General features: G+C 70.4%; 19 protein-coding genes and 1 pseudogene. 12 read left to right on the top strand and 8 right to left on the bottom strand.

The genetic code is table 11. From position 1 onward, the window contains the following. Positions 1-101: 101 nt before the first annotated feature. From EDD27_RS20620 to EDD27_RS20585, 9 genes and pseudogenes are all read left to right on the top strand, one after another. A pseudogene (locus EDD27_RS20620) lies at positions 102-859 on the top strand (glycoside hydrolase family 43 protein); the annotation flags it as partial. Between the two features lie 45 nt (positions 860-904). Then, on the top strand, positions 905-1,600 hold the full coding sequence (locus EDD27_RS58335) for a beta-xylosidase family glycoside hydrolase (RefSeq protein WP_338324757.1): 696 nt from the start codon (positions 905-907) through the stop codon (positions 1,598-1,600). An 89-nt stretch (positions 1,601-1,689) separates the two neighbouring features. Then, a complete protein-coding gene (locus EDD27_RS20615; protein ID WP_164903704.1) occupies positions 1,690-2,853 on the top strand; it encodes a low temperature requirement protein A in 1,164 nt (387 codons plus the stop codon). Between the two features lie 289 nt (positions 2,854-3,142). Then, the gene (locus tag EDD27_RS20610; protein ID WP_127933861.1) at positions 3,143-5,572 is read left to right on the top strand and encodes a beta-xylosidase/alpha-l-arabinosidase; all 2,430 of its coding nucleotides are present in this window, start codon (positions 3,143-3,145) and stop codon (positions 5,570-5,572) included. Between the two features lie 4 nt (positions 5,573-5,576). Next, positions 5,577-6,566, top strand: coding sequence for an ABC transporter permease (locus tag EDD27_RS20605; protein ID WP_127933860.1), 990 nt, complete (start codon positions 5,577-5,579; stop codon positions 6,564-6,566). Beyond that, entirely contained in the window at positions 6,560-7,438 is an 879-nt protein-coding gene (locus EDD27_RS20600) for a carbohydrate ABC transporter permease (RefSeq protein WP_127933859.1), read from the top strand. Before EDD27_RS20605 ends, EDD27_RS20600 begins: the two co-directional genes overlap by 7 nt. Positions 7,439-7,465: 27 nt before the next feature. Beyond that, a complete protein-coding gene (locus EDD27_RS20595) occupies positions 7,466-9,100 on the top strand; it encodes an ABC transporter substrate-binding protein (protein WP_127933858.1) in 1,635 nt (544 codons plus the stop codon). 4 nt (positions 9,101-9,104) lie between these two features. Then, positions 9,105-9,536: a glycoside hydrolase family protein gene (locus EDD27_RS20590; protein ID WP_206641547.1), complete on the top strand. Its 432-nt coding sequence runs from the start codon at positions 9,105-9,107 to the stop codon at positions 9,534-9,536. Next, positions 9,533-10,219, top strand: a complete 687-nt coding sequence (locus tag EDD27_RS20585) for a YesL family protein (RefSeq protein WP_127933857.1) — start codon at positions 9,533-9,535, stop codon at positions 10,217-10,219. Before EDD27_RS20590 ends, EDD27_RS20585 begins: the two co-directional genes overlap by 4 nt. On the opposite strand, the gene EDD27_RS20580 is transcribed toward EDD27_RS20585, so the two are convergent. The 4 genes from EDD27_RS20580 to EDD27_RS20565 form a co-directional block, all read right to left on the bottom strand. Beyond that, positions 10,216-12,231 (bottom strand): alpha-glucuronidase, encoded by a 2,016-nt coding sequence (locus tag EDD27_RS20580; RefSeq protein ID WP_241564159.1) that lies wholly within the window; start codon positions 12,229-12,231, stop codon positions 10,216-10,218. The two genes, EDD27_RS20585 and EDD27_RS20580, sit on opposite strands and share 4 nt — an antisense overlap. An 83-nt stretch (positions 12,232-12,314) precedes the next feature. Next, positions 12,315-12,701: a FixH family protein gene (locus EDD27_RS20575; RefSeq protein ID WP_127933855.1), complete on the bottom strand. Its 387-nt coding sequence runs from the start codon at positions 12,699-12,701 to the stop codon at positions 12,315-12,317. Next, entirely contained in the window at positions 12,698-14,008 is a 1,311-nt protein-coding gene (locus EDD27_RS20570; protein ID WP_127933854.1) for a hypothetical protein, read from the bottom strand. The genes EDD27_RS20575 and EDD27_RS20570 overlap by 4 nt, the downstream gene beginning before the upstream one ends. Continuing rightward, complete coding sequence (locus EDD27_RS20565; RefSeq protein WP_241564158.1) at positions 14,005-15,054, bottom strand: hypothetical protein; 1,050 nt, start codon at positions 15,052-15,054, stop codon at positions 14,005-14,007. The genes EDD27_RS20570 and EDD27_RS20565 overlap by 4 nt, the downstream gene beginning before the upstream one ends. A gap of 353 nt (positions 15,055-15,407) precedes the next feature. Here EDD27_RS20565 and EDD27_RS20560 point away from each other — a divergent pair, with 353 nt between their 5' ends. Further along, positions 15,408-16,721 carry an FAD-binding oxidoreductase gene (locus EDD27_RS20560; protein WP_127933852.1) on the top strand — a complete coding sequence of 438 codons (1,314 nt, stop codon included), beginning with the start codon at positions 15,408-15,410 and terminating at the stop codon, positions 16,719-16,721. Between the two features lie 57 nt (positions 16,722-16,778). On the opposite strand, the gene EDD27_RS20555 is transcribed toward EDD27_RS20560, so the two are convergent. Beyond that, complete coding sequence (locus tag EDD27_RS20555) at positions 16,779-18,890, bottom strand: carbohydrate-binding protein (protein WP_206641546.1); 2,112 nt, start codon at positions 18,888-18,890, stop codon at positions 16,779-16,781. A 196-nt stretch (positions 18,891-19,086) separates the two neighbouring features. Between EDD27_RS20555 and EDD27_RS20550 the strand changes: the two genes are divergently transcribed. Beyond that, on the top strand, positions 19,087-19,644 hold the full coding sequence (locus tag EDD27_RS20550) for a TetR/AcrR family transcriptional regulator (RefSeq protein WP_127933850.1): 558 nt from the start codon (positions 19,087-19,089) through the stop codon (positions 19,642-19,644). A gap of 356 nt (positions 19,645-20,000) precedes the next feature. Beyond that, the gene (locus EDD27_RS55620; protein ID WP_206641545.1) at positions 20,001-21,251 is read left to right on the top strand and encodes a hypothetical protein; all 1,251 of its coding nucleotides are present in this window, start codon (positions 20,001-20,003) and stop codon (positions 21,249-21,251) included. Positions 21,252-21,299: 48 nt separating this feature from the next. On the opposite strand, the gene EDD27_RS20535 is transcribed toward EDD27_RS55620, so the two are convergent. The 3 genes from EDD27_RS20535 to EDD27_RS20525 form a co-directional block, all read right to left on the bottom strand. Beyond that, entirely contained in the window at positions 21,300-22,799 is a 1,500-nt protein-coding gene (locus EDD27_RS20535; protein ID WP_127933849.1) for an Ig domain-containing protein, read from the bottom strand. A 10-nt stretch (positions 22,800-22,809) separates the two neighbouring features. After that, positions 22,810-24,735: an Ig domain-containing protein gene (locus EDD27_RS20530; RefSeq protein WP_127933848.1), complete on the bottom strand. Its 1,926-nt coding sequence runs from the start codon at positions 24,733-24,735 to the stop codon at positions 22,810-22,812. Positions 24,736-24,843: 108 nt separating this feature from the next. Next, a complete protein-coding gene (locus tag EDD27_RS20525; protein WP_127933847.1) occupies positions 24,844-25,875 on the bottom strand; it encodes a LacI family DNA-binding transcriptional regulator in 1,032 nt (343 codons plus the stop codon). Positions 25,876-25,998 lie beyond the last annotated feature (123 nt).

Here is a 25,998-nt window from a genome sequence, read left to right as displayed (position 1 = left end):
GACGAGTGTCGAGCAGCGCACCTAGAGTCCCGACCTGATGATCGGCTACCGGCCGAAAGTTTTCGGCAACGCCGGACGGAAAGGACACCCCTGACGTGCGCATGTACGACAACCCGGTGATCGGCGGGTTCCATCCGGACCCGAGCGTGTGCCGGGTCGGCGAGGACTACTACCTCGTGTGCTCCAGCTTCGAGTACGTCCCCGGCGTGCCGATCTTCCACAGCCGCGACCTCGTGCCTGGCGGCAGATCGGCAACGTGCTCGACCGGCCCGCACAGCTGGATCTCCCGCCGGAGGCGTCCGCCTCCGGCGGGATCTACGCGCCCACCATCCGGCACCATGACGGCCGGTTCTACCTGATCACGACGAACGTCGGCCGCGGCACCTTCGTCGTCACCGCCGACCGCCCGGAAGGCCCCTGGTCGGACCCCATCTGGATCGACCTGCCCGGCGTCGACCCCGACCTGGCCTGGGACGAGGACGGCTCCTGCTGGAGCGCCGTGTCGGGGAACCAGGTCGCGCGGGTCGACCCGGACAAGGGCGAGATCCTGGAGGGGCCGTACCCGATCTGGTCGGGCACCGGCGGGAAATATCCAGAAGCGCCGCACCTGTACCGGGTGGACGGCTGGTGGTACCTGCTGATGTCCGAAGGCGGCACCGAACGCGGCCACGCCGTCTCCATCGCCCGCGCCCGCTCGCCCCGCGGCCCCTTCGAACCCGGGCCGGTCAACCCGATCCTCACCCACCGCGGCACGGCCCGGCCGATCCAGAGCACCGGGCACGCCGACCTCGTGCAGGCCGCCGACGGCAGCTGGTGGATGGTGCTGCTGGGCACCCGGCCGCGCGGCCACAGCCCCGACTTCCACGTCCTCGGCCGGGAGACCTTCCTCGTCCCGGTCACGTGGGTGGACGGCTGGCCGGTCGCGGGACCGGTGGAGGAACGCCATCCCGCGCCGGCCGCCTGGCACCCGTTCCCCGAGGCGCCGGCCCGGGACCACTTCGACGGTGAGACGCTGGCGCCGTGCTGGATCTCGCCGCGCAGCCGCCCCGACGGCTCCTGGTCGCTGACCGAACGGCCCGGCCGGCTCACCCTGCACGCCACGGGGCCGACGCTGGACCGCCCCGGGCACACCTTCATCGGCCGCCGCCAGCAGCACCACGACTGCCGGGTCACCGCCCGGCTCGAGCCCGGACCGTCGTCACAGGCGGGGCTGTCGGTGCGGATGGACGAAGCCCACCACTACGACCTGGAGGTGAGCGACGGGCAGGCGCGGTTGATCGCCCGGATCGGGCCGCTGCGGCAGTGCGTGGCCCAGCACCCCGTGCCGCCCGGGCCGCTCACGCTCGCCATCGACATCCGCACCCGCGACATCCTGCCGCCGTCCGTGACCGGGCCGCCCGCCGGACCGGTGGGCGTCGAGGCGCGCGGGCCGGACACCATCGCCTTCTCCGCGGGCGGGGTGCTGCTCGCCGAGCTGGACGGCCGGTACGTGTCCACGGAGGTCGCCACCGGCTTCACGGGGCGGGTCATCGGCATGTACGTGACCGAGGCAAGCGCGAGCTTCGACTGGTTCGAGTACGCCGCCGCCGGCGGCCGGTGAGAGCCGCCGCATAGGTCGTGTGCCGCGTGGGGACTCAGTAGGGTGAGAGCAGGACCGCCGGCTGGTGGGCGGGGCGTAGGGAGGTGCGCGTGGCGCGGCTGACGGCGCCGCGGTGGCGGGCGGCCGACCGCGCCCCCGCCGACCGTGTGACCACGGTGGAAGTCTTCTTCGACGTCGTCTTCGTCTTCACGCTCACCCAGCTCACCCACATCCTCGAAGCCGACCTGTCCCTCCCCGGCTTCGGGCGCGTGCTCCTGCTCTTCGCCATCCTGTGGTGGATGTTCGACGGCTACGTGTGGCTGCCCAACCACGTCCCGCCCCGGCTGCCCGCGCAGAAGCTGCTGCTCTTCGTGGCGATGGCGGGTTTCCTGATCGCCGCGGTCGGCATGCCGCGGGCCTTCGACGGCACCGGGGTCGTCTTCGGCATCGGCTACCTCGTGGTGATCATCGTCCATCTGATCCTCTTCACCCAGGCCGACGTCGGCAAGGGTCTGCGCCGGCTGGCCCCCTACAACCTGGCGGCGGCCCTGCTGGTGCTGGCCGGCGGGTTCGCCGGGGGAGCGGCCCAGTACGTGTGCTGGGTGGCGGCCTTCGCCCTGCAGATGGTCGTCCCCTACCTTGTGCCGCGCCGGTCATGGGTGAGTGTCGTGTGGTCCTTCCGCATCGCCCCTGAGCATTTCGTGGAGCGGCACGGCCTCCTGGTGATCATCGCGCTCGGCGAGTCCGTCGTGGTCATCGGGATGGGCGTGGACGTCGCGCACCTGTCCGCCGGGATCCTCGCCATGGTGGTGCTGGCGCTGGCGCTGCCGGGCGCGTTGTGGTGGACATACTTCACCGACACCCCTGCCGCCGAGGCCGTGCTGAGGGCGGCCGAGCCGGGCTCGCGGGCCCGGCTGGCGCTGCGGCTGGGCTTCGCGCACATCCCGGCGCTCCTGGGCGTCATGGTCGCGGCTGCCGGGGTGCACGGCGCGGTCGCCCATCCCGGCTCCCCGGCGTCCTGGCCGTCGGCTCTGGCGCTGGCCGGCGGGGTCGTGATGTTCCTCGCCGGGATCGTGTGGGACCGCCGGTCGCTGCATACGCTGCCGATCGGTGGCCGGCTGGTCACGGCGGCCGCCGTGCTCGCGACGATGCCGATCGGCACGGCGGTGAACGCGGGCCTCCAGCTCACCGCGGTGGTCGCGGTGCTCGTGGCGATGCTGCTGGTCGACCGCCGCCACCACGCGCAGGCCACCGCCGGCGAAGCGGCCGGGTAGGGCCTCCGCACGGTCGTCGAGCCGGCCGCCGGCGACTCGCCCTCCTGATCGTCAGCCGAGCGGCAACTTGTGCCCCGCATGTCCCCACTTTATTGCCGGAAAGTTTTCGGAAATTTGTCAGGGGCGGTCGCTCCGACTTGGGACTGTGACCCGCGCGAATGCCCTCAACTGCGGCAGCAACATCACACCCGACGTACCTCTTGACACGATTTAACAAGCCCCTTAGGTTGCCGCAATATTAACGAATCTTCTCGAAAGTTTCGGTGGCATCACCGGTCGAAAGGACGGCATGAGGGGCCAAGTACCAAATGACACGAGCCCGGCGACCGGTGAGCCCGCACCGTGGCAGGACACGCGGCGCTCGCCCGCGGAGCGGGCCGCCGCGCTCGTCCCGCTCATGACGCTGGAGGAGAAGGTGGCTCAGCTCGTCGGCGTCTGGGTCGGCGCCGATGCCTCAGGGGGAGGCGTCGCGCCGCACCAGGCCGACATGACGGGCGTGGAGTGGAACGAGGTCATCCGCAACGGGCTGGGTCAGCTGACTCGCCCGTTCGGGACCGCGCCCGTCGACCCGGTCGCGGGCGCCCGCTCGCTCGCCGCGTCCCAGGATCAGATCGTGGCCGCCAGCCGGTTCCGGATCCCCGCCCAGGTGCACGAGGAGTGCCTGACCGGGTTCGCCGCCTGGAAGGCGACCGTCTACCCGGCGCCGCTCAGCTGGGGCGCGTCCTTCGATCCCGAGCTGGTCGAGGAGATGGCCGGGCAGGTCGCCCGGACGTTGCGGGCCGCGGGCGTGCACCAGGGCCTCGCCCCGGTGGTCGACGTGAGCAGGGACTACCGCTGGGGCCGCACCGAGGAGACGATCGGCGAGGACCCCTACCTCGTCGGCACCATCGGCGCCGCCTACGTGCGCGGCATCGAGGGCGCGGGCGTCGTCGCCACGCTGAAGCACTTCGCCGGGTACGCCGCCTCCCGCGGCGGCCGCAACCACGCCCCCGTGGCGATGGGGCGCCGTGAGCTGGCCGACGCCGTGCTGCCGCCGTTCGAGATGGCCCTGCGCCTGGGCGGCGCCCGTTCGGTCATGAACTCCTACGCCGAGATCGACGGCCTGCCGGTGGCCGCCGACGCGGAGCTGCTGACCGGGCTGCTGCGCGGCGAGTGGGGGTTCAGCGGCACGCTCGTCTCGGACTACTTCGCGATCCGCTTCCTGGAGCGCCTGCACGGCGTCGCCGCGGACGGCGGGGACGCGGCGAGGCTCGCCCTGCGTGCCGGGATCGACGTCGAGCTGCCGACGGTCGACACGTTCGGCGCCCCGCTGATCGAGGCGGTGAAGGCAGGCGACGTCGACGAGGCGCTCATCGACCGCGCCCTGCAGCGGGTGCTGACGCAGAAGGCCGAGCTCGGCCTGCTCGACGCGGACTGGCAGGCGCTGCCGGACAACGTCGAGGAACTGCGCCTCGACGACGAGACCGGCCAGGACCTCGCCCTTCGGCTGGCGCGGGAGTCCGTGGTGCTCCTGCGCAACACCGGCGGGATCCTGCCGCTGGCGCCAGGCCGGCGCGTCGCGCTCGTCGGCCCGGTCGCCGACGACCCGATGGCGATGCTCGGCTGCTACACCTTCCCCGCGCACGTGGGCCCGCACCCCGAGCACGGGCTCGGGGTGGACATCCCGTCGCTGCGCGAGGCTCTCGGCGAGATGGTCCCGGACCTCGCGTACGTGGCCGGCTGCGACATCAGCGGCGACGACACCTCCGGCATCGAGGCCGCGGCCGCCGTGGCCGCGGAAGCGGACGTGTGCGTGCTGGCGGTCGGCGACCGGGCGGGGCTGTTCGGACGGGGCACCTCCGGCGAGGGGTGCGACGCGACCGACCTGCGCCTGCCGGGCGTGCAGCCCGAGCTCGTGCGGGCCGTCCTCGCCACCGGCACCCCCGTGGTGCTGGTGGCGCTGGCCGGCCGCCCGTACGCGCTGGGCGCGGAGACCGACGCGGCCGCGGCCGTCGTCTACGGCTTCTTCCCCGGCCAGCGGGGCGGCCAGGCCCTCGCCGAGGTGCTCACCGGCGCGGTCAACCCGTCCGGGCGGCTGCCGGTCAGCGTGCTGCGCGACGCCGGCGGCCTGCCGTCGACGTACCTGTCGCCGCCGCTGGGCCGCCGCTCGGAGGTGTCGTCCGTGGACCCGACGCCCGCCTACCCGTTCGGGCACGGGATCGGCTACACCACGTTCGACTGGAGCGACGCGGGCGTGCGCGGACCGGCCGAGTGGCCGGTCGACGGCGAGGTCACCGTCGAGATCACGGTGCGCAACACCGGGTCGCGGCCCGGCACGGAGGTCGTGCAGCTGTACCTGCACGACCCGGTCGCGCAGGCGACCAGGCCGGTGGTGCGCCTGGTCGGCTACGCCCGCGTCCCGCTGGAGCCGGGACGGGCCGCCCGCGTGTCCTTCACGGTCCCGGCCGACGTCACGTCCTTCACCGGGGTGCGTGGCCGGCGCATCGTCGAGCCCGGCGACGTCGAGCTGCGCTTCGGCCGCTCCAGCGGCGACACGGCGGCGACCGTGCCGCTGACCCTGACCGGCGCCGAGCGCGAGATCGGCCACCACAGGAAGCTGCTGGCCACAGCCGGCGTAGCCCGCGAGGGAGTGCCGTCGCCTGGAGGAGCGGCGGGAGCGGAGCGACCAGAGCGGGGGAAGGCGGCGGCATATGGCGACCGAGCCCGCCTCACGGAGTGAGGCCATGAACACGCGCGGGATGAGCACGACACTCGAGACTCCGGACACCCGCGAGGTCCGGCCCGCGACGGGCCGCCGCCGCAGTGCCCGGCCGGGCACGTGGCGGCACGCATTACGCCGCGACTGGCAGCTGTACTCGCTGGTGATCCTGCCACTGCTGTTCTTCCTGATCTTCCGGTACGCCCCGATGCTCGGCAACGTGATCGCCTTCAGGAAGTTCGAGCCCGGCGGCAGCATCTTCGGCGAAACCTGGGTGGGCCTGCGCTACGTGGAGATGTTCCTGAACGACCCCACGTTCTGGACCGTGTTCACCAACACGCTCATCCTCGGCGGCCTGACTCTGCTGTTCTGCTTCCCGCTCCCGATCGTGCTGGCGCTGCTGCTCAACGAGGTCCGCAACCGGAGCATCAAGCGGTTCCTGCAGTCGGTGTCCTACCTCCCGCACTTCCTGTCGATGGTCATCGTGGCCGCCATGGTCATGCAGATGCTGGCCATCGACGGGCCGATCAACCAGATCGTGAAGGCGCTCGGCGGGGAGGCCACCCCGTTCATCCAGAAACCGGAGTGGTTCCGCACGATCTTCGTCTCGTCGGAGGTCTGGCAGACCGTCGGCTGGGGCACCATCCTCTACCTGGCCGCGCTGACCACCATCGACGAGCACCTCTACGAGGCGGCCCGGATGGACGGCGCGAGCCGGTGGCGGCAGATCTGGCACGTCACCCTGCCGGGCATCCGGCCGACGGCGATCACGCTGCTGATCCTCAACCTCGGCACGTTCATGGCCACCGGCTTCGAGAAGGTCCTGCTGCTGTACAACCCGCTGACCTATCCGACCGCCGACGTGATCTCCACGTACCTGTACCGCATGGGCGTGGAGTCCAGCTCCATGAGCTACGCCGCCGCGATCGGCCTGTTCGAGGCGCTCGTCGGGGTGGTGCTGATCGTGTCGGCCAACTTCATCTCCCGCCGCACAGTAGGGACGGGCCTGTGGTGACGACCGTCAAGAGCCGGGGCTACCGCGTCTTCCAGGGGATCAACGCCGTCATCCTGACCGGCGTCGTGATCGTGACGCTGTATCCCTTCGTCAACATCATCGCGCGCTCGTTCAGCGACGAGCGTTACATCGTCTCGGGGCAGGTCAACTTCTTCCCGCGCGGGTTCAACGTCAAGACGTACCAGCTCGTGATCTCGGACCCGATGTTCTGGACGAACTACCGCAACACCGTGGTGTACACCGTCGTCGCCACGGCCATCGCGATGGTGCTGACCACCTGCTACGCGTACGTGTTGTCGAAGAAGCACCTCAAGGGCCGTACGGTCCTCATCTGGGTGGCCATCTTCACCATGATCTTCTCCGGTGGCCTGATCCCCCAGTACGTGCTGGTCAACAGCCTCGGGCTGACGAACAGCATCTGGGCCATCGTCCTGCCCAACGCCATCAGCGTGTTCAACCTCCTCGTCATGAAGGCGTTCTTCGAGGGCCTGCCGCAGGACCTGGAGGAGGCCGCCGCCATCGACGGCCTGAACACCTACGGCATCCTGTGGCGCATCGTGCTGCCGCTGTCGAAGGCGGTCATCGCCACGATGGTGCTCTTCTACGCGGTCTCGTTCTGGAACTCGTGGTTCACCGCGTTCCTCTACCTGAACGAGCAGGAGTTGTTCCCGGTGACCATCTACCTGCGCAACCTCATCGCGGGGGCGACCGGCGCCGAGTCCGCCGGCGCCGTGATGTCCGAGGTGTCGGCGGCCGCGGCCAACATCCAGGCGGTGACGATCATGCTCACCGTCCTTCCCATCCTGGCGGTCTACCCCTTCGTGCAGAGGTACTTCGTCTCGGGCGTCATGCTCGGCGCGGTCAAGGGATAGCCATTGTCCATCCGAAAGGAACCCCCCATGCAGCACATCTCCCGGCGTCAGGCACTTATCGGGCTGGGTGCGCTCACCTTTGTCGTCGCGGGCTGCGCCGATGACGAGGTCCCGAAGAAGGCCGCCGATTCGGCGAACAAGGCGGGCGCCATGGCGAGCTTCGGTGTCAACCAGCAGTTCAAGGCCACCGAAGCGGTCTCGTTCGACGTGCTCTACAACAACCACCCGTTCTACCCGCTCAAGAACGACTGGTTGTTCTGGCAGGAGCTGACCAAGCGCACCAACGTGACGCTCAAGCCGGTGGCGGTGCCGCTGAGCGACTACGAGAAGAAGCGCGGCCTGCTGGTCGGCTCCGGGCAGGCCCCGCTCATCATCCCGAAGACCTACCACCCGTCCGAGGAGGCGTTCGTCGCCTCCGGCGCCATCCTGCCGGTCAGCGACTACCTCGACCTGATGCCGAACTTCAAGGACAAGGTCGCCAAGTGGAAGCTGGAGCCGGAGCTGAACACCCTCCGGCAGTCCGACGGCAAGTTCTACCTGCTGCCCGGCATCCATGAGAGCCCTTGGGTGGACTACTCCCTGGCGGTCAGGACCGACATCCTGGACAAGCACGGCCTGGCGCTCCCGAAGACGTGGGAGGAGCTCTACACCGTGCTCAAGGCGCTGAAGAAGGAGTACCCCGACCTCTACCCCATGACCGACCGGTGGGGTGTGCCCACGCCGGGCGGCAATCTGATCAAGCTCGTCGCCCAGGCCTACGGGGCGAAGGGCGGTTGGGAGTACCAGCACGCGACCTGGGACGCCGCCGCCGGGAAGTTCGCCTACACCGGCGCCATGCCGCAGTACAAGCAGGCGATCGAGTACCTGCACAAGCTGGTGGACGAGAAGCTGCTCGACCCGGAGAGCTTCACCCAGCAGGACGAGCAGGCCAAGCAGAAGTTCAACTCCGGCAAGTCGTTCGTCATCAGCACCAACGCGCAGACGATGATCAACGACTACCGGCCGACGCTGACCAAGCTCGTCCCCGACGCGAAGATCGTCAAGATCCCGGTGCCCATGGGACCGGTGGGCGAGTACAAGATCCAGACGCGGCTCGAGAACGGCGTCATGATCTCCAAGAAGGCGCTGGAGAACAAGAACTTCGTCGCCATGATGCAGTTCGTCGACTGGCTCTACTACTCCGACCAGGGCCAGGAGTTCGCCAAGTGGGGCGTCGAGGGCACGACGTACACCAAGGACGCCTCCGGGAAGTTCACGCTGAACAAGGACATCGACTTCATCGGGCTCAACGCCGGGGCGCCCAAGCACCTGCAGAAGGACTTCGGCTTCTCCAACGGCGTGTTCGCCTACGGCGGCCCCACCAAGCTCGTGCAGTCCACCTTCTCCGAGGAGGAGCTGGAGTTCCAGAACGTGATGAACGCCCGGCAGCTCTGGCCGGTCGAGCCGCCGCACCCGTTCAACGACGTCGAGCGCGAGCAGGCCACGCTGTGGGAGACGCCGCTGAAGGACTTCGTCACCCAGCAGACGCTCAAGTTCATCCTGGGCGAGCGCGACCTCAGCGAGTGGGACGCCTACGTCAAGGAGCTCGAGGGCAAGAACATGACCGCCTACGTGAACCTCGTCAACACCGCCTACGAGCGGTTCAAGAAGGAACACGGCTGATCTGATGCGGACCGTGGTTCCGGACCGGGCCTCGGGGCGGCTGCCGGTGCCCATCACGGAGTTCGACTCCTCCTACCGGCCCGACAACCCGGTCCACGACACGGCGTTCAACGCCGCGTACCTGGCCCCGGTGCCGGCGGCCGGGGGAGAGGTGGCCGACCATCTGGTCACCCGGGGCGACGACGGCCGGGCGAGCGTGCTGGCCCGGTGCGAGCCGGGCAGGCCCCGATCGGCCCGGCCCAGGGAGCTCGACGTGCTCCGGGAGGCCGCCGAGCCGGCCAGGAGCCACCGGAGCCTGCCGGTCGCCGGCGGTAGGGTGGACGCCGATCTCATGCTCGGCCGCCACGAGGTCACCCTGGTCGAGCCGACGCCGGTGGTGGACGAGACGCCGCCGTGGTGGGACGACGGGCGGCTCTTGGGGCAGGAGGTTCAATGAGCGAGGTGACGGCCGGGCGGCGGTTCGGCCAAGGACCGCTCTCGCGGGCCGCCGCACTCATCTACACCCTGCTCGTGGTCGAGGGCATGTTCCTGGTCGCGGCCGCGCCGGGGCTGCTCGCCCTGCCCCTGCTCGGCCTGGACGCCAGCAACGTGCCGCTGGCGGTGCTCTGCGCGCTGCCCGCCGGCCCCGCACTGTCGGCCGCGCTCTACGCGCTGCGCCACCGCAGCCGGGACCTGGCGGACCTGCACCCGGCGGCGGCGTTCTGGCGCGGCTACAAGGCCAACGTGCGCGGGGTGCTGAAGATCTGGGTCCCGTGGCTGGCCGGATTGGCCGTCATCGGGACCAACTTGGCGAACTTCGCCGCCGCCGGGGTTCCGGGGTGGTGGGCGGTGCTGCTGGTGCTCGTCGCGGTGGCGGCGCTGCTCTGGGCCGCCAACGCGCTGGTGATCTCCTCGTTGTTCGAGTTCCGGGCGGTGGACGTGGCCCGGCTGGCCACCTACTTCCTCATGCGCCACCCCAAGGCGACCCTGGGCAACGTGTCCGTGCTGGTCGTGGCGGCCGGCGTCACCGTGATCGCCACCGAGCTGGCCTCGGCCGTCCTGGCCTCGGCGTTCGCGGCGGCGCTGCTGTGGAACAGCCGGCCGATGATCGCCGAGGTCCAGGAGGAGTTCACCGCCTAGGGGATGCGCCGGCCGCGCGCGTCCGGCACTCCCGACTTGCGGAAGAAGTAGGCGTTGACCTGGTCGCGCCACTCCTCGGCGCAGCGGAGCTGCTCGTCGAGCAGCTCCTTCACCCGGGCGTGCAGCGCCGGGTCCACCAGCCCTTCGAGCTTGTCCCAGTGCGCGCGCATGTCGGCCACCTCCTCCGCGCCGGCGAAGTGGGTGTCGTAGATGTGCTGGACGACCGTCGAGCCGCTGTGCAGCACGTGCCCGTACGGCACGTGGTGGAAGAACAGCAGCAGCTCGTCCGGGCACTGCTCCAGGGACTCGTAGACGTCCGACCACGGCTGCGGATACTGGCCGGTGCAGCCGGTGCCGGTGGCGCGGGTGCGGTCCACGCCGACGCCGTCCCGGTCGGCGAAGTGGTACGTCCCCCACGGCGTGTACTCGTAGCCGTCCACGTCGGGCCCGTAGTGGTGACCCGGCCTGACCATGAAGCCGACCCCCAGCGGCGCGGTGTACCGCTCATACGTCCGCCAGGAGCCGTCCATCATCGTGTGCAGCGTGCTCCGGAGCGGCTCGGGGGACGGGGCGAACGTCAGGTCGATCCACTCGTCGAGGACGGCGGCGGGGTCCAGGCGCGGGTCCCAGGCGAGCCGCCCGAAGGCGTACAGGTTGGCCTGTGCGAGGGGGTGGCCGGTCCAGTAGAGGTCGTCGCCCACGTTGGAGACCGCGACGAACTCGGTCGCCACGTCGGCCACGGTCGCCCCTTCCGGCCCCCATGGGCCGAAGCCGAGCACCTCGCGCCACATCGGCGCCAGGTAGCAGACGTGCTTCTGCTGGCCGGTGTACTCCTGTGTCACCTGGAACTCCACCGCCAGGCGGGTCCCGGGCATGGCCGCGATCACCGGCGAGACCGGCTCACGCGGCTGGAAGTCCATGGGGCCGTACTTCACCTGCAGGATCGCGTTGTCGCCGAAACGCCCGTCGAGCGGGGCGAAGTGGTCGTAGGCCGCGCGGGCGCGGTCGGTCGACCGGTCGCGCCAGTCCTGCCGGTGGTTGTAGACGAACGCCCGCCAGTGCACGACCCCGCCGTGCGGGGCCAGCGCGTCGGCCAGCATGCCGGCGCCGTCGGCGTGGCTGCGCCCGTACGCGAACGGGCCGGGCTGGCCCTCGGAGTCGGCCTTCACCACGTAGCCGCCGAAGTCGGGGATCGTCTCGTACACCCGCGCGGTGGTCGCCGCCCACCACCGCCGCACGTCCTCGTCGAGCGGGTCCGCGGTCGGCAGGCCGCCGAGCACGATCGGGGCGGCGAAGGTGACCGACAGGTGCACGCGGATCCCGTACGGGCGCAGCTCGGCGGCGATCGCGGCCACCTCGCCGAGGCGGTCGGTCAGCAGGCGGGCCTCCGTGGCGTGCACGTTCACGTTGTTGATCGCGATCGCGTTGATGCCGCAGGCGGCCAGCAGCCGCCCGTAGGCCCGCACCCGCGTCAGGTCGTCGCGCAGGACGCCGTCCCGCCAGAAGATCGACCCGCCCGCGTAGCCGCGCTCGACCTGCCCCATGACCGGGTGCACGTCGATGTTGTCCCAGTGGTCGAGCATGCGCCGCCGTGTCGCCGGCTCGTGCCGCTCCGCCTGCCGTGCCGCCTCGAACGCCGGCTCGCCGAGCCTGACCAGGTGGAACAGGCCGTACAGCAGGCCGGCCGGCGCGCTCGCGAGCACGACCGTGACGCCGTCGCGGCGGGCGAGCACGTGACCCTCCTCGCCGATCGGCCCGGCTTCCGCCATGACCGCCGCCGCGACCGGCGGCAACGGGCCGGCCGTGGTGAGCGCGAGCACGAGGTCGAAGGGGCCGTCACCGGTGCGCCGCACGGTGCCGCCGTACCGGGCGCAGGCCGCCGCGACCTCGGCGTGCACGGTCCCGGCGAGCGCGCCGTCGCCGAGCACGAGGGTCCGGCGCGAACCGATCGCGCGGAACGCCTCCGGCGGCAGCCACGCCGCGTGCACGTCGGTCAGCTCAGGAATGGTCACGAAGCTCCTCCGGCCCGTCACGATGATCGGTCGTGGACGAATCTATCGAAACCACTCACGCCGTCAGACCAGGCCGGGCCGTGCTATCCGGTGATCAGCGCGTCGACCACCAGCACCTCTTCGCCCGCGGGCCCGTCCAGCCTGATCGGCACCTCCCACGCCCCGGACATGGGGAACAGCTCACCCTCGGCCACGAAACGGCCGGGCCCGGCCTGCCGCGCGATGACCTCGGGCGTGGAGTGCCCCATGCCGGGCATCACCGTCGACACGGCCACGGAGTCCGGTTCGCCCGAGGTCACCAGCACCTCGACCGAGACGCGGCCCGTCGTCGGCTCGTCGATGACGACGGTGACGGCGTAGCGGGCGCCCGTGCTGCTCACGCGGAGCGGCTCGGCCCCCAGGCTCCGCCCCACGATGAAGATCACGGCTGCCGCCACGACGAGGGCGACGGCGATCACGATCCGCTTCATCGGGCGGCCTCCGCGACGTCCACGGTGAACGGCACGGTCACGATGCGGTCGGCCAGGGCGTACTGGGCCCAGGCGAGATACCGCCCCGCCTCCGGGAAGCCGAAGGTGAACCGCAGCCGGGAACCGCCGGAGCCCATCTCGTGCACATGACCGAGGAAGTCTCCGTCCTGGCTGCGGACGATCAAATGACCGCCCATGCCGAGCCACGGCCGCACGGGTCCGGCGGCGTCGACCTCGACCGTCACCGGCCGGCCCGCGACGGGCTCGGCAGGCGACATCCGCGGCGGCGCGCCCGGCTCCTGTCCGGTGCCGTCGGTGGCGGCGGGCTCGGTGCCGTCGGCGCCGCCTCCAGGGGTGGCCGGGTCCGCCGCGCCAACGACGCTGAACCGTCCGGTGAGGAGTTGTCCTCCGGAGTCCTCCCGTTCCAGTTCGACGTGCGCCGTGTACGTGCCGGCCCGGCCGGCCCGCAGCCTGACCTCCAGCCGCCCCGCCGCCGTGCGCAGCGGGTGCACGTGACGGAAGAACCTCCCGTCCTCGCTGGTGACGACCACGTGGGCGAGCGCCTCGTGATGGACCGCGAGATCGTCCACGGGCCGCCCGGTGGACCCGTCGACGAGATCCACCCGCACGGTGAACTCCTCTCCTGGGGCCGGCCGCGCCGGCACCGTCGTCACCCGCCCCTGCACGAACGGCCGCCCGCCGGCCTGCGACGTGACCACGGGCGCGGCGCCGTCCGGCGGCCCGGCAGGCAGCATCGGCTCGAACACGATCGCCATGACCGCGACCGTCAGCCCCACGGCCGCGCCACCCGACACCGCCATGGCGCGGCCCGGCCGGGCCATGGCCCCGGTGAGCAGGCCGCCCACCAGCAGCAGCCCCGCCACGAAGAAACCGCCGTAGATCAGGAGCTCCGCCCCGGACCCGCGCTCCACGAGCACGCGGAACGGCACCACGGCGACCTCGTTCCCCGCCCGCAGCGTCAGCTCGTGCGGCCCGGTCCGCTCCACCCTGAGCTCCGTGTACTGCGGATCCCGCAACGCCGGACGCGCCACCCCGGTCACCGTGCGGCCGTCCTCGACCGACCGGACCGCCAGCTCGACCGGCGGGCCGGTGACCGGCTCGAAGGCGATGACGCCGATCCGCAGCGGCCCGGGCACCCGCGTGGTGCCCTTGACCACCACGGTGACCTCCATGCCGGCGATCGTCTGGGCGATCCGCAGATCCGCACCCGCCGAGACGTTGTGCGCCGCGGCCGGCGCGGCGCACGCCAGCACCAGCACGGCGACCAGACAGAGCAGCCGGATCATGCCCTGTCGTCGACGGGCGGATCGACCGGATCGGCCTGGCCGGCCGGACTGGGCCGGCCGGCCGCGTTGGGCAGGAACAGCGCCCCGAGTATGAGCCCGATCAGCCCCGCCACGATCGGCGCGCCGGTCCACAACTCCGGCGTGGTGGGCAGCCCGCCGCCCGTGGCCGCGGCGAACCCGATGTACAGCGACCAGGTGGCGAAGCTCGACAACCCGGCGAACGCCCAGAAGGCGTAGCGCCGGTCGGCCGACGGGCGCAGCCAGAGGATCAGCAGGTCGGCGGCGAGGCCCCCGGCCACCACGGACAGCAGGATCGACACGTTGTCGAAGTCCGTCTGCGCGCCCGGCATGAGCACCGCCAGCGCGTACATGATGGTCACGCTGCCGAACGGCAGCCGCCACCGCCGCACCAGCAGCAGCACGGGGGCGAGCAGGACGACGTTGGTGAGGGCGATCGCCGTGGCGAGCCCGTACGCGCCCCCGTCGTCCGGGAAGGAGAACGCCTCGACGATGCGGGAGGCGCGCCACTGCAGGGCGTCGCCGTACGACAGGAACAGCGACACCAGCGTGGTCGCGAACGCCAGCCCGATCAGCGCCGGCAGCAGCCGGCCCAGCGTCGGCCGCGCGCCCACGTCAGGGGCGTTCCAGGCCGAGCGGAGCGGCGTGGTGATGATGAGCAGCATCGACGTGACCAGCCCCAGATGCGACGGGCTGAACAGGATGTCGATGCTGGTCTCGATGCCGAGGAGGGTGTGCCACATCATGTCGGCGAAGCCGAAGGCGGCGAACGCGGGCACCGCCAGGAGCCCGGCCAGATACCCCTGAGGCACCGCCGCCAGTCCCTGCCGGCCGGCGCGTGCGTTGCGCCACACCTGCCAGAGGATCCAGCCGGATACGGCCGCGAATCCCGAATAGAACGCCGCGTGCCACGGCGTGAAGAACGTCTCCAGCTCGCTGAGGTTCGAGTGGGCCCAGGCGTCGATCATCAGCCCGATGCCGAACCACACCCCCAGCAGCGCGGTGACGAGATCAGTACGGAGCGACACCCACGTCCGCGGCTCCCCCGTGTCCACCAATAACCGTCGAATTCCGGCATTTGCTAAAGCCACCTCGAGCCTCCCTTCGCCTGATTCGATCTTTCCAGACGCGGCGATAATGTGGCGCGCCGAATTATCAGCCAGAGGTGGCTTTGTGTCATGGCCATTTAGCGCTGCGTCTTGAATGTGACAGTTCCCGGAGTGGTAATGCACGGCCCGTGACCGATATTCGCCGAGACCGGAGTGTGACATGCATCACCCGAAACTCGCCGCCCGGACGGTCACCTCTTCCGCGCCCGGACCGTCATAGGGGTGGTCCCGGTACGAAGGGACCCCGATCATCCCCAGAGGAGCGTTTGAGAATGACGAACACCGACCTGCGAAGCGCCGTTGACGGCCGCGTGTTGTCGCCCGGCGACGAGGGCTTCGAGCAGGCCACCAAAGCATGGAACCTGGCGGTCGACCAACGGGTGGCCGCCGTCGTCGAGGCCGCGGGGGCCGGCGACGTGGCGGCCACGGTCGGGTACGCCCGCCGCTCCGGCCTCGCGGTGACCGCCCAGCCGACCGGCCATGGCGCATCGGGCGACACCGACGGCGTGATCCTGCTGCGTACGAGCAAGCTGGACGAGCTGCACGTGAACCCTGAGGAGCGCACGGCACGCGTGGGCGCCGGCGTCCAGTGGGGGCGGGTCCTGGCCGCGGCCGGGCCGCACGGGCTGACGGGCCTGGCGGGCAGCAACCCCGTGGTCGGCGTGACGGGCTACACCCTTGGCGGCGGCGTGAGCTGGTTCGGCCGCAAGCACGGCTTCGCCGCCGACAGCGTGCGGGCCTTCGACGTCGTCACCGCCGACGGCGGGCAGGCCAGGGTCACCGCGGACGCCGACCCCGACCTGTTCTGGGCGCTGCGCGGCGGAGGCGGCGACTTCGCGCTCGTGACGGCCGTCGAGTTCAGCCTGTATCCGGCGCCGAGCCTGTACGGCGGCAGCGTGATGTGGCCGGGCCACCGCACCCGCGAGGTGTTCGACGCCTTCCTGGAGATCACCGCCGAGGCCCCGGACGAGCTGTCCGTCTGGTTCAACCGGATCCAGGCCCCGCAGGCGCCGCCCATGGTGGGGCTCGCCGTCGCCTTCCTCGGCGACGAGGCCGAAGGGCGGGCGCTGCTGGCCCGCCTCGACAAGATCGACGACGTCATCGCCGACAAGCGCGGCCCGGTCGCGGTCGCGAACCTGGGCGACATCACCGCCGAGCCCACCGCCCCGGCGCCCGTCCGCTCCCGGACGGAGCTGCTGACCGGGATCGACGACGCGGCGATCGAGGTCTTGGCGGGCTCGCCGCTCGAGCCGGTGGTCGGCCTCCAGCTCAGGCACCTCGGCGGCGCGCTGGCCGCCTCCCGTCCGGGTGCCGGGCCGAGCGGCCCGATGGCGGAGCCGTACCTGCTCTACATGCTCGGGCTGGCGCTCAACCCGGAGCTGTCCGCGGCCGTCGGCGCCAAGCAGGCGGGCCTCGCCGAGGAGCTCGGCGCGCGGGTCAGCGGGCGCAAGCCGTACACGATGCTGGCGCGGGGCGAGCGGGCCGCGGCGGCCTTCTCCGGGGAGACGATCGCCAGGCTGCGGGAGATCAAGCGGGCCCGCGACCCGCAGGGCGTGGTGCGGGCCAACTTCCCCGTGCTGGCGTAACCCTCTCCCTCCTGCGGCTCGACCGGCGGCGACCGGTCGAGCCGCGGGTTCGTGACCTCAGCCGAGTGGTGCGGCGATCTGGATGAGGTCGATGTCGGGCGCGTAGCCGGCCGAGGCGTTGCCGAACGTGATCGTGTTCGCGCCCGCGGCCAGGACCACGTCGACGACCGTGGTGCGGTAGTTCGACCAGCCCAGCGTGTTGCGGAAGTAGTGCCTGACCGGCGCGCCGCCGCCCGCGGAGATGTCGGCGTAGCGGTCGACGATGTTGGAGTTGTAGTTGGTGGCGCCCTCGCCCAGCTCGCCGTTGGCGTACGTGACGACCATGCGGTAGCGGCCGGCGGCCGGGACGGTGACGTTGTTGAAGCGCAGCGTGTTGGCCGCGCCCGCGCCGATGTAGCCGACGTACGCACCGCCCGACGCCGCGGAGTTGGACGCCACCCTGGCGGCCCCGCTCAGCGTGTTCGCGGAGGATTCCGCCTGGTACGAGGTGATCGTCCCGGTAGTGGGCGTGACGTCGATGTAGTCGATGTTGACCGCGTCCCGGTCGTCGGAGGCGTAGGCGTTGACGTCGACGCGGTTGATTCCGGCGGTCAGGAACACCTTGGTGGTGACGGTGTTCCAGGTGTTCCAGTCGGCGGTGCCGGGCAGCGTCACGGTGGTGAGATCGGCGCCGTTGAGCCGCATCCGGACCGAGCGGGTGGCCGGGGCGCCGCTGTACGGGCCCGCCGAGTAGCGCAGGGCGATGGCGTAGTAGCCGTCCGCCGGGGCGCTCACCACGAACTTGGTGCTCGCCGTGGTGCTGGCGCCGTATCCCTCGGCGAAGGACGTGCCCGAGTAGCCGGTGTTCGGGCCGTAGGTGACGCGGGCGGAGCCGGCCAGGGCGGCGTACTCGGCCTCGTACCGCTGCGGCGAGGCCGCCTGGGACAGGTCCTTGTCCGGGGTGATGACCACGTGGTACGCCGACGTGCCCTTCAGCCCGGTCAGCGGGATCGTGATCTGCCCGCCGGAGGCCGCGTAGTCGCTCTCGCTCACCCGATACGGGCCGGGGGAGGCGTTCAGCCCGGTGGTGTCGACGCCCCACACGGTGGCGTGCACGGTGCCGCCCAGGGAGGAGGGGATGCCCTTGACGACCAGATTTGTGTCGTAGGTGCCGCTCGCCGGGTTGTTGCCGCCGAAGATCACCCGGGCCTGCTTCTTGGCCGGGTCCAGCGCCGCCACGCCCTGCAGCGAGCCGCCGGGCGCGGGCGGGGTCACGGCGACCGTCGTGCCGGTCAGCTCGCCGTACCACTTGTACAACCACCAGCCGCCGGTCGCCTGGTTGTTCCTGGTGACCAGGTCGTTGAGCCCGCCGGCCGTCGTCCAGTACGCCAGGCAGCCGTCGACCTTGCTGTTCTCGAACTTGGCCACGAACTGCACCAGGTTGCCCGGCACGCCGAGGTCGCCGGAGAACCGGCCGTACTCGTTGATCGAGATCTGGCGTGGCGAGATGCCCAGGCTCGACTCGATCGCCCGGTAGTCGGCGTAGTGCTCGTGCCAGCCGGTGAAGAAGTCGTCGCCCAGCTCATGCCACGTCGTGACGTCCGGGAGCACGTTGTTGTCGCGCGCGAACGTCATGAACCTGCGCAGGTCGGCCGAGCGGTAGGAGGCGAAGTTGGGGCCGGCGATGCGGGCGCCGGGGTCGATGGAGCGGATGCGCTGGTAGACGGTCTTGTAGTCGTTGAGGAAACCGGTCAGGTTGCCCGAATACCAGATCTGGTCGGGCTCGTTGAACGGGACGTAGACGTAGGAGGTGCGGTACGGGTCGGCGACGACCTTCCTCGTCATCGTGTCCACCTTGGCCAGGTAGTCGTTGATGCCGAGGTTCTCGTACGGCCACTGCTTGTAGATGTCCTGCATGTAGATCTGGATGTCGCGGCCGCCCGCCCGCTTGAACATCGGGGCGATCTTGAGTGCGTCGCCGTTCGGGTGCTGCAGGCCGTCCGGCGCCTTCTGGGCGGTGACCTGGGGTTTGAGTGCGGCCAGCATGGTCTCGTTCGGGATGCCCTCGTCGCCGAGCCCGTACAGGAAACCGGTGGCGCCGTAACGCAGGGCGCCGGTCTGGGTCGCGAGGTCGACGACCAGCTGGGACGGCGCGGCGGCGCCTGGAGTCGCGGGTAACACACTGATCACGAGGGCCGCCGCCAAGGCCGCGGACCCAGCATTTCTCCTCCTCATGGCGCTCCTCACAGCGCTCGATGTGATCGGTCACATCTTTCTGCTGCATGAGTGTGAACGGTCACATCGATTCGGAAAAGAGCTGTTGCCAGGTTGTTACCGGCGAATGTCAGACGGCGGCGCGCACATGTGTTGGCCTACACTTGTTGTCATGGCGTTCACAGAACGATCGGCGGCGACCCGGACCTCCATCCTGGAGGCCGCCAGGAAACTGCTCATCGAGCGCGGCTACGAGGCCATGACGATCCGGGCGGTCGCCGCCCAGGTCGGCGTCGACCCGTCGATGGTCATGCGTTACTACGGCAGCAAGGCCGGGCTGTTCAGCGCCGCCGTGGACGTGGACCTGCGGCTCGCGCAGGTGCCGGAGCCGCCGGCGGACCGCCTCGGCGAGCTGCTCGTGCGCCACTTCCTGGCCCGCTGGGAAGGCGGCCTGTCCGACGACGTGCTGATCCTGCTGCTGCGGTCCGCCTCCACCAACCCCATGGCCGCCGAGCGCATGCGCGAGGTCTTCCAGACGCAGATCGTCGCGTTCGTGGCCCGGGTGACCGGCGCGGACGACGCCCCGCACCGGGCCGGGCTGGTCAGCACGCAACTGCTCGGGCTGGCCCTCACCCGCTACGTGCTCCGGCTGCCGCCGATGGCGGAGGCCGACCCGGAGAGCCTGGTCCGCGACCTCGGGCCGGTCGTGCAGCGTTACCTGACGGGCTGACGCCGCACCACCCGCGGAGGGCGTCCGGCGATCTCGGCGGCTCGGTGAAACTTTCACCGGTGAGCCGCAGGTCGAGGCCCCGGACCGGCGCGTTCCGGTTGACGGCTGTCGCTGCTCGTGCGATCAAAGCCCGAACAGGGACAGCCGTGCCCTCATCAGGCTGTCCTTTCCACTCATTCCGGAACGGGTGCTCGTCCGACCGATGGGAAAGCGCTTGCTTCACCAGGCGCGGAAAGGCAGAGAGCGGCCTCGACAATTCAATCCCAGTCCCGGCGCGGCCGGCGCCGCCTGCTCGCGACGGTGGCGCTTGGTACGTGCTCGTCAGCGAATGTTAGCGCTACCACGGGAGATCTCCCATGAAACGCTTGGCAATCCTGCCCCTCCTCCTGATCATCTCCTTCTTCTTCCCCGTCCAGAGCGCCCTGGCCGACACGAACGTGGCCAGGTCGGCGACGCCGTCGGCCTCGTACACCTCCCCGTGGGAGAGCGTCGCGGCGATCAACGACGGCATCGACCCGCCGCGCTCCAACGACACCGTCAACCGCCGCTGGGGCACCTGGCCCAACACCGGAACCCAGTGGGCCGAGCTGACCTGGACCTCGGCCCAGACCATCAGGTCGGCCGACGTGTACTTCTTCGACGACGGAGGCGGCGTGCGCGTGCCCGCCTCCTGGAAGCTCCAGCGCTGGACCGGCAGCGCCTATGCCGACATCCCCGGCACGTACCCGATCGCGGTCAACGCCTACAACACGGTCACGTTCTCGCAGATCAGCACCACGCGGCTGCGCGTCGTCCTGAACAGCGGCCAGGCGTCGGTCGGGCTGCTGGAGGTCAGGGCGTGGGCGCCCGACTCGAACCCCGGCCCGAGCGGCTGGAACCCGCCCGCCCACCTCGTCACCCCGCTCAACGAGGTGTGGCAGCACCAGGAGAGCACGTACCCCAACCTGTACGGGTTCCGGAACTACGGCTGGGACCAGATCATGGCCAACGGCGGCTCGATCAACTACTGCGTGCGCTGGGACTCCAGCGCCACGGTGACGGCCGCCCAGCGTGACCAGATCCACGCCACGCTGGCCCGCCAGTTCAAGAAGTGGATGGACGTCATGGTCGGCCACAACGGCTGGCCGTACACGAACGTGCCGGTGAAGGTGGTCGGCTGGGCCGTGCGCGACCGCGCCCAGCTCCAGTGGAGCGACACCTCCGTCGACATCTACGTCAACAACATCCGCGAGAACGCGCCGCAGTGCGCCGAGCCGTGCGGCCGCTTCTTCAACCAGAACGGCACCTACCCCAACTGCCCGGGCGGCGCGTCGCACCACTACGACATGTCGCTCTGGCTCACCGCGGGCTTCGGCGGCGGCGCCGGTGGCGACTGGGGGCAGCGGATCGGCAGCGAGTACTACATGAACAACCTCAACGCCGACAACATTCACATCCTGCTGCATGAAATGGGCCACTCGTTCGGCCTGGACGACTTCTACGACTGGACGCCGACCGGCCAGTGCTGCTTCCTCATGAAGGCGGGCAGCGCGTCGTCGATCACGGAGTTCGACGCGTGGATGTTCCGCGACTGGTGGCGGCACCTGAAGAGCCGCTACGGCCTCTGAGCACGACGAGGGCCGGCCGTCAGGTCAGACGGCCGGCCCTCGGCCGCGTCAGTTCACCGTGAGCGTGTACTCACGGGTGACGGGGGTGCTCTGCTTGTCGTAGTCCCTGAGCTGGACGGTGACCTTGTAGGAGCCCGCCTTCGCCGGCGTGCCGGTGACGGCCCCGGTGAACCGGTCGAGGCTCAGCCCGTCGGGCAGCGCGCCGCGCACGACCTGCCAGTCGTAGAACGGCACGCCGCCCTTGGCCCTGAGCCGCTGGTCGTAGGCGGCCCCGCTGGTCGCCGCGGGCAGCGAGGAGGTCTCGATCGAGGGCTTGAGGAACGGGGTCAGGTTCCGGTTGAGCTTCCAGCCGGCGGCCTCCGCGATCAGCAGCGTCAGCTTGGTCAGCTCCCACCGCCGGGTCGGGAAGTGGTGGCGCCAGCCGCCGTTCTGGCCGCTGAGCCGGTCCCAGTACGGCTCGTCGCCGGGCACGTGATAGCTGGTGTCCAGCGGCACCGGGTAACCCTGGTAGTCGATGACGTCCTGGTCGTCCCTGCCCTTGGAGGCGACGTAGTCGGCCATGCCCCTCCAGTCGCTGTGGAAGGCGACCGCGTGGCCGTACTCGTGCATGACCAGGCCCTGCACGTCGATGTACTGGCCGAGGTCGGTCTTGTACCAGTCCTCGTCCTCCAGGGACGTGAACAACTTCATGAGCTGCTCGTCGTACTCCAGGATCATGCTGGTCGAGCGGTGGTACGGGGTCGGCTTGCCGTTCTGGGTGTGGAACTTGCCGTTGACCGTGGGATAGCCGGTCGAGTACGGCGTCTGGATGCCGCGGAACCACACGTACATGCCGTTGTACGGCTTGGCGTTGGTGGCCTCGACCTCGTTCTGCCAGTCGTTGCCCGGCAGCCGGTTCACCTCGTCGCCGGCCGGGACCGCGTCGAACGGCTCCAGATCGAAGAAGGCGAACCAGTTCTTCACCGCCCGCTCGGCCGCCTTGCGCACGGCGGGGTCGGAGAAGTAGCCGGTGATGGTGTCGTACCGGTAGTCGAAGTCGATGGGGATGGTGGGCTCGAGCGGCGTCTTCTCGTCCTGCTGCACCCGGATCGGCATGGTCTGGGTGCGTTTGGCGCCGGTCGCGTCAGTGGTCTTCATGACCCACTGGTGCAGCTCGTCGCTGCCCGCGCCCTGCTTGGAGTGGATGGCCAGCCGCACGACCTCCCGGTCGTACGGCCCGGTCAAGGTGAAGGACTTGGTCGCGCCGGTGGCGGTCAGCTCGCTCGGCATGTTGAACATCAGCCGGGAGGTGCCCTTGGCATGCAGCTCCACCTTGAGCGGATAGGTGATGCCGGGCACCCGCGGCGCCCGGACGGTCAGCTCCACGTACGGGTTGGCGAGGTAGCCCTGCCAGTCCACGAGCTGCACGCCGTAGTCGTTGACCTTGCGGAAGAAGATGTCGTACACCTCCAGCGCGGGCGCCTCCTTCGGGGCGGCGAGGCTGGGGGAGGGGAGGGACAGCGCGCCCGCCAGGGCGGCGAGCGCGCCGAACATCGTGACCTTCCTCATGGAAGCCTTTCTAGGAGTTCGCCTTCACTTCCAGCAGCCCGACCGAGGCCTGGCCGCTCTGCAGTGCGACCCGGAGCCTGGTCGTGGTCACGGGGGTGAACGTCACCCGGTTGTAGGCGTTGAGCGCGGTGGGATAGGTGCCGGGGATGTCGGCGTAGGCGCTGCCGGTCCAGTACTGCAGCTTCCAGGAGGCGGGCAGCCGCACCCCGCCGCCGTCGTCGAAGAAGTACACGTCGGCGGATCTGATCGTCTGCGCCGACGGCCAGGTCAGCTCGGCCCATTGCGCGCCGGTCTGCGGCCAGGTGCCCCAGCGGCGGTTGACGGTGTCGTTGGAGCGCGGCGGGTCGATGCCGTCGTTGATCGCCGCGACGCTCTCCCACGGGGAGGTGTACGAGGCCGACGGCGTGGCGCTGCGCGCGAGGTTCGCCGGCCCGGCCCCGACGTTGAGGGTGAACGTCCTGGTCACCGGCGTGCTGAGCCGGTCGTAGTCGCGGAGCTGGACGGTGAACGTGGACGAGCCCGCGGTCGTCGGCGTGCCGGTGATGGCGCCGGTGAAGCGGTCGAGGCTCAGCCCGGCCGGCAGCGAACCGCTCGTGACCTGCCAGTCGTAGAACGGCACACCACCCTTGGCCTCCAGCGCGTGCTGGTAGGCGGCGCCCGGCGTGGCCTGGGGGAGCGAGGTGGTGACGATGGACGGCGGCAGGAACGGGGTGAGGTTGCGGTTGAGCTTCCAGCCGGCGTTCTCGGCCACCAGCAGGGCCAGCTTGGTGAGCATCCAGCGGCGGGTGGGGAACAGGTGCGTCCAGCCGCCGCTCTGACCGCTGAGGCGGTCCCAGTAACGCTGCTCGCCGGGGATGTGGTAGCTGCTGTCGAGCGGCACGGCGTACCCCTGGTAGGCGACCACGTCGGGGTCGTTGCCGCCGCCCTGCACGTAGGAGCGCATGCCGGCCCAGTCGCTGTGGAAGGCGACCGCGTGGCCGTACTCGTGCATGACCAGGCCGTGCACGTCGAGCACCGAGCCCTGGATCTCCGTCCTGTACCAGTCCTCGTCGGCCAGGGAGGTGAACAGCTGCTTGTTCGCCTCGTCGTACTCGAAGATCATCGCGGTGGAGCGGTGCAGCGGGCCGGGGAGCTGCTGGCCGCCCCGGGTGCTGTAGCGGCCGTTGCCGGCCGGGTAACCGGTCGAGTACGGGGTCTGGATGCCGCGGAAGAACACGTACATGCCGTTGTAGGCGGACTGGTTGGTGACGTTGATCGTGTTCTGCCAGTCGTTGCCCGGCAGGTGGTTCGGCTCCGCCCCGGCCGCGACGGTGTCGAACGGCTGCATGTCGAAGAACCGGAACCAGTCCTTGACCGCCTCCTCCGACGCCGTCCGGAAGGCGGCGTCGTTGAAGTAGCCGGTGATGGTGTCGAAGCGGTAGTCGAAGGTGATCGGGAGGGTCGGCTGCAGCGCGGTCTTCTCGTCCTGCTGCACCCGGATCGGCAGGGACTGCTGGTACGTCGTGCCGCCGGCGTCCCTGACGTTCAGCCGGAGCGTGTAACTTTCATCCGGACCCGGGCCGCGTTTGGAGTGGATCGCCAGCTTGAACGTCTTCTGCTCGGCGGCGCCGGCGAAGGACAGCGTCTTCGTCGCGCCGGTCGCGGTGAGCCGGCTCGGCAGGTCCATCATGAGCCTGGAGGTGCCCTCGGCCTTCAGGTCGACGGTGACCGGGTAGCGCACCTCGGGCGGGGGTTTGACGGTCAGCTCGACGTAGGGATTGGCCAGGTAGCCCTGCCAGTCGACGAGCTTGACGCCGTAGTCGTTGACGGTCCTGCCGAACATGTCGACGACCTGGGCGGTGGGGGCGGCGTGCGCGGCCTGCGGCACGCCGGTGAGTAAGGAGCTGCATAAGAGCGCCGCTACGGACAGACGCGTGCGGCGGAACCCACGGTTCATCGGGACTCCTCCACCAAAGGATTTGGGAATACCTTTTCCCACGCGCACAGTAAGGTGTAACACAGCACCGGTCAATCACCGGACTTGACGATCTACAACGTAAAGGCGTCAGGAGGTAGCGCGCCGCGTCGACTCCCTCAGCACCAGGCTTGCGGGGACGATCGTCACCCCGCCCTCCGACGGCTGGCCGGCGATGGCGTCGAGAATGTGCCGTGCGGCCAGCCGGCCGATCTCGCCGAGGTTCATGTCCACGGTCGTCAGCGGTGGCCGGCAGCCCAGCGCCATCGGCTCCCAGTTGTCGAACCCCACCAGCGCCACGTCCTCGGGCACCCGGCGCCCCCGCTCGCGCAGCGTCTCGGCCACCCCGCGGGCGATCTGGTCGCTGCCGCAGAACACGGCGTCCACGTCGGGCGCGGCGTGCAGCAGCACGTCGGCGCCCTGCCGCCCCCACTCCTCGCTCCACTGCCCGAACAGGATGTCGCCCGCCGGCTCCAGCCCCGCCTCGGACAGGGCCGTGGTCAGGCCGTGCGCCCGCCGCCGCGCGGCCTGGAACCGCTGCGGCCCCGTGACGTGCCCGATGCGGGTGCGTCCCGTCGCCAGCAGGTGGCGGGCGGCCAGCGCGCCGCCGCCCTCGTCGTCCGGGATGATCGACACGTCGGACTCGTCGGTGGACTGCGTCATCGCGTACACGACCGGCACCGGCAGGTCGCGGCCGATGCCGGGGCGCGGCTCGGTGCGCCGGCCGGTGACGATGATGCCCTCGACGCGCCTGGCCAGCAGCCGCTCGACGTAGTGGCGTTCCCTGATCGGGTCGTCGCGCGTGTCGCACATGAACACCGAGATCTGCCCGGCGCCCAGCGCGTCCTCCGCGCCCAGCATCACCGGGATGCTGAAGCGCCCGAAGCTGTCGCCCGTGACCAGGCCCACCGTGTACGTGCGGCCGGCCAGCAGGCCCTGGGCGAGCGGATTGGGCCGGAAGCCGAGCCGCTCGGCGGCGGCCAGCACCCGGTCGCGGGTCTCGATGCGCATGCGGCCGCGGCCGTTGAGCGCCTTGGACGCGGTGCCGATCGACACGTCGGCCGCGGCCGCGACGTCCCTGATCGTGACGCTCTTCGCGGTCCGTTCGGAGGCGTTGGCCAACCGACTCCCCTTTCGCGGTCATGATCTGACACGCACAGTCTCGCTCTTGACCAGTGATGTATCACACCTTACCCTCCGATTGAGCAAACCTATTCCCAAGTTTTCTCATTCGAGGTCAGGAGC

Source organism: Nonomuraea polychroma (assembly GCF_004011505.1).
Lineage (GTDB): Bacteria > Actinomycetota > Actinomycetes > Streptosporangiales > Streptosporangiaceae > Nonomuraea > Nonomuraea polychroma.
The sequence above is the reverse complement of the archived record's forward strand: the minus strand, read 5'-3'. Positions and strand labels throughout refer to the sequence as shown.

What these genes read in the sequence shown, in the direction of transcription:
- EDD27_RS20610 (WP_127933861.1), top strand. Translation starts at nt 3,143, where the DNA reads ATGAGGGGCCAAGTACCAAATGACACGAGCCCGGCGACCGGTGAGCCC.
- EDD27_RS20605 (WP_127933860.1), top strand. Translation starts at nt 5,577, where the DNA reads ATGAACACGCGCGGGATGAGCACGACACTCGAGACTCCGGACACCCGC.
- EDD27_RS20595 (WP_127933858.1), top strand. Translation starts at nt 7,466, where the DNA reads ATGCAGCACATCTCCCGGCGTCAGGCACTTATCGGGCTGGGTGCGCTC.
- EDD27_RS20590 (WP_206641547.1), top strand. Translation starts at nt 9,105, where the DNA reads ATGCGGACCGTGGTTCCGGACCGGGCCTCGGGGCGGCTGCCGGTGCCC.
- EDD27_RS20585 (WP_127933857.1), top strand. Translation starts at nt 9,533, where the DNA reads ATGAGCGAGGTGACGGCCGGGCGGCGGTTCGGCCAAGGACCGCTCTCG.
- EDD27_RS20575 (WP_127933855.1), bottom strand. Translation starts at nt 12,701, where the DNA reads ATGAAGCGGATCGTGATCGCCGTCGCCCTCGTCGTGGCGGCAGCCGTG.
- EDD27_RS20570 (WP_127933854.1), bottom strand. Translation starts at nt 14,008, where the DNA reads ATGATCCGGCTGCTCTGTCTGGTCGCCGTGCTGGTGCTGGCGTGCGCC.
- EDD27_RS20560 (WP_127933852.1), top strand. Translation starts at nt 15,408, where the DNA reads ATGACGAACACCGACCTGCGAAGCGCCGTTGACGGCCGCGTGTTGTCG.
- EDD27_RS20550 (WP_127933850.1), top strand. Translation starts at nt 19,087, where the DNA reads ATGGCGTTCACAGAACGATCGGCGGCGACCCGGACCTCCATCCTGGAG.
- EDD27_RS55620 (WP_206641545.1), top strand. Translation starts at nt 20,001, where the DNA reads ATGAAACGCTTGGCAATCCTGCCCCTCCTCCTGATCATCTCCTTCTTC.
- EDD27_RS20535 (WP_127933849.1), bottom strand. Translation starts at nt 22,799, where the DNA reads ATGAGGAAGGTCACGATGTTCGGCGCGCTCGCCGCCCTGGCGGGCGCG.
- EDD27_RS20530 (WP_127933848.1), bottom strand. Translation starts at nt 24,735, where the DNA reads ATGAACCGTGGGTTCCGCCGCACGCGTCTGTCCGTAGCGGCGCTCTTA.